Source organism: Vreelandella neptunia (assembly GCF_022489065.1).
Lineage (GTDB): Bacteria > Pseudomonadota > Gammaproteobacteria > Pseudomonadales > Halomonadaceae > Vreelandella > Vreelandella neptunia_A.
Genome location: NZ_JAKVTW010000037.1, coordinates 2,501 through 6,116 on the forward strand (window position 1 = coordinate 2,501; position 3,616 = coordinate 6,116).

A 3,616-nucleotide genomic window follows, 5' to 3' on the forward strand; every position below is an offset into this window, starting at 1 on the left:
CCGCACGGACAACCGAACCATGATGATCACAAGATCATCGACCAAACCTCCTCATACTTTGAACCAGGTGAGGGGGCGGGAAAAAGTATACTTTTGATCAACGGTTGTCCCTCCGCAAGGAAGGGCACCGGGTGACGTTCTGCTTGCAGAACGCACCGACGCTGTCGGAGCACAAAAGGACCGCCAGCGTTTGAAGAAGTCTGACTTCTTCTGGATCAAATCAAGCGCGAAAAGGGCGTTTGGTGAATGCCTTGGCAGTAAGAGGCGATGAAGGACGTGATACTCTGCGATAAGTCATGGGGAGCTGAGAATACGCTTTGATCCATGAATTTCCGAATGGGGCAACCCACCTGACACTCTGTTAATATTGCCTTTCGGGGCAGCTATTAATGGGGTTAAACAGGTATTTTTAACCTGAATACATAGGGTTAAAAAGGCAAACCCGGGGAACTGAAACATCTAAGTACCCGGAGGAAAGGAAATCAACCGATACTCCCCTAGTAGCGGCGAGCGAACGGGGACCAGCCGAGCCTTGAGTGTGAATAGAATGGTCTGGAAAGGCCAACCATAGTGGGTGACAGTCCCGTATATGAAGCACGATTGGACGTATTAAGTAGGGCGGGACACGTGAAATCCTGTCTGAACATGGGGGGACCACCCTCTAAGGCTAAGTACTCCTTACTGACCGATAGTGAACCAGTACCGTGAGGGAAAGGTGAAAAGCACCCCGACGAGGGGAGTGAAACAGTTTCTGAAACCGGACGCCTACAAGCAGTCGGAGGGACCATGAGTCCTGACGGCGTACCTTTTGTATAATGGGTCATCGACTTGGTCTATCTAGCAAGCTTAAGCCGTTAGGTGTAGGCGCAGCGAAAGCGAGTCTTAATAGGGCGAATGAGTTAGATGGATCAGACCCGAAACCGAGTGATCTAGGCATGACCAGGCTGAAGGTTAGGTAACACTAACTGGAGGGCCGAACCCACACCTGTTGAAAAAGGTCGGGATGAGTTGTGCCTAGGGGTGAAAGGCCAATCAAACTCGGAGATAGCTGGTTCTCCGCGAAATCTATTTAGGTAGAGCGTCATCCGAATACCCCGGGGGGTAGAGCACTGGATGGGTAATGGGGCCCCACAGGCTTACTGATCCTAACCAAACTCCGAATACCCGGGAGTAATAGATGGCAGACACACGGCGGGTGCTAACGTCCGTCGTGAAGAGGGAAACAACCCTGACCTACAGCTAAGGCCCCTAATTCATGGCTAAGTGGGAAAGCATGTGGGACGGCCAAAACAGCCAGGAGGTTGGCTTAGAAGCAGCCATCCTTTAAAGATAGCGTAACAGCTCACTGGTCTAGATAAGCTGTCCTGCGGCGAAGATGTAACGGGGCTCAAGCCATGAGCCGAAGCTTAGGATGCACATAGTGCATGGTAGCGGAGCGTAGTGTGACATAACTCCATGTGTCTTGTGTTTTACAGCGGACAGCCGCGCTCTAGTAGCGTAGCGGTAGCGCATAAAGCAATGGACACAAGGGGTTTTCTGTGAAGCCGGCGCGTGAGCGATCCGGTGGAGAGATCACTAGCGAGAATGATGACATGAGTAGCGACAAACAGGGTGAGAGACCCTGTCGCCGAAAGTCCAAGGGTTCCTGCTTAAAGCTAATCTGAGCAGGGTAAGCCGACCCCTAAGGCGAGGCCGAAAGGCGTAGTCGATGGGAACCAGGTTAATATTCCTGGGCCAGGAAGTAGTGACGGATCTCGAGGGTAGTTCATCCTTATCGGATTGAATGGGCTGCTTAGAGGTTCCTGGAAATAGCTCTTCCGCTAGATCGTACCCTAAACCGACACAGGTGGACTGGTAGAGAATACCAAGGCGCTTGAGAGAACTATGTTGAAGGAACTCGGCAAAATACCTCCGTAAGTTCGCGAGAAGGAGGCCCGGTTCGTACGCAAGTGCGGGCTGGGGGCACAAACCAGGGGGTGGCGACTGTTTACTAAAAACACAGGGCTCTGCGAAGTCGTAAGACGACGTATAGGGTCTGACGCCTGCCCGGTGCCTGAAGGTTAAAAGGAGATGTGCAAGCATTGAATTGAAGCCCAGGTAAACGGCGGCCGTAACTATAACGGTCCTAAGGTAGCGAAATTCCTTGTCGGGTAAGTTCCGACCTGCACGAATGGCGTAACGACTTCCCCGCTGTCTCCAACATAGACTCAGCGAAATTGAATTGCCTGTCAAGATGCAGGCTTCCCGCGGTTAGACGGAAAGACCCCGTGCACCTTTACTCCAACTTCACACTGGCATCAGGCCAAGCATGTGCAGGATAGGTGGTAGGCTTTGAAGCAGGAACGCTAGTTTCTGTGGAGCCATCCTTGAGATACCACCCTTGCTTTGCTTGATGTCTAACCGCGGTCCGTTATCCGGATCCGGGACCCTGTGTGGTGGGGAGTTTGACTGGGGCGGTCGCCTCCTAAACAGTAACGGAGGCGCGCGAAGGTTGGCTCAGAGCGGTCGGAAATCGCTCGTTGAGTGCAATGGCAGAAGCCAGCCTGACTGCAAGACGTACATGTCGAGCAGAGACGAAAGTCGGCCATAGTGATCCGGTGGTCCCGAGTGGAAGGGCCATCGCTCAACGGATAAAAGGTACGCCGGGGATAACAGGCTGATGGTGCCCAAGAGTCCATATCGACGGCACCGTTTGGCACCTCGATGTCGGCTCATCTCATCCTGGGGCTGGAGCAGGTCCCAAGGGTACGGCTGTTCGCCGTTTAAAGAGGTACGTGAGCTGGGTTTAGAACGTCGTGAGACAGTTCGGTCCCTATCTGCCGTGGGTGTAGGATACTTGAGAGGAGTTGCCCCTAGTACGAGAGGACCGGGGTGAACGATCCACTGGTGTACCAGTTGTTCCGCCAGGAGCAGTGCTGGGTAGCTATGATCGGACAGGATAACCGCTGAAGGCATCTAAGCGGGAAGCCCCCCTCAAAACAAGGTATCCCTGAGAGCCGAGGTAGACCACCTCGTCGATAGGCCGGAGATGTAAGCGCAGTAATGTGCTCAGTTGACCGGTACTAATTGCTCGATAGGCTTGATTTGATCCAGTAGAAGCTGGACTTATCCGTCGGATAATATCCGATGGAGGTCAGGTCAAAAGTACACCATGTGTACAAGACTTGGATTTATATGACTGATGATCGGCACGTTCGCTGCGCGGACGTGCCGGTGATGTTCTTCCCTTGGTTTGGTGGTCACAGCGCGAGCAAAACACCCGATCCCATACCGAACTCGGCAGTTAAGTGCCGTTGCGCCGATGGTACTGCGTCCTAAGACGTGGGAGAGTAGGTCACCGCCAGACCTAGCGAGGAACATCAGATTAATCTCTCTCACGATAACAACAGAACTCAAATGGCGCACCGGGCCTCCCGCTGCGCCATTTCTGCGTTCCAAGGCAAAAAAAACTAACACCACAAAATAAGCGTCAAGCGCCACCGCTCCGGTGATGATAAAAAACGCTCGGTCGTAATATAGCAGGGCGTAAGCGTAAGCTTGTGGGCATAGTGCCTATGTGATCTTGCCCCCATTTCACCGGACACTCAGGCGGTTGCGATTTGAGCTGCGATGAACT

At 53.0% G+C, this 3,616-nt stretch carries 2 rRNA genes; both read left to right on the top strand.

The features are described 5' to 3' along the window. Positions 1-218: 218 nt before the first annotated feature. Positions 219-3,087 (top strand): 23S ribosomal RNA (locus tag MLE19_RS22465). A gap of 144 nt (positions 3,088-3,231) precedes the next feature. Beyond that, positions 3,232-3,346: ribosomal RNA gene (gene rrf, locus MLE19_RS22470) — 5S ribosomal RNA — on the top strand. Positions 3,347-3,616 lie beyond the last annotated feature (270 nt).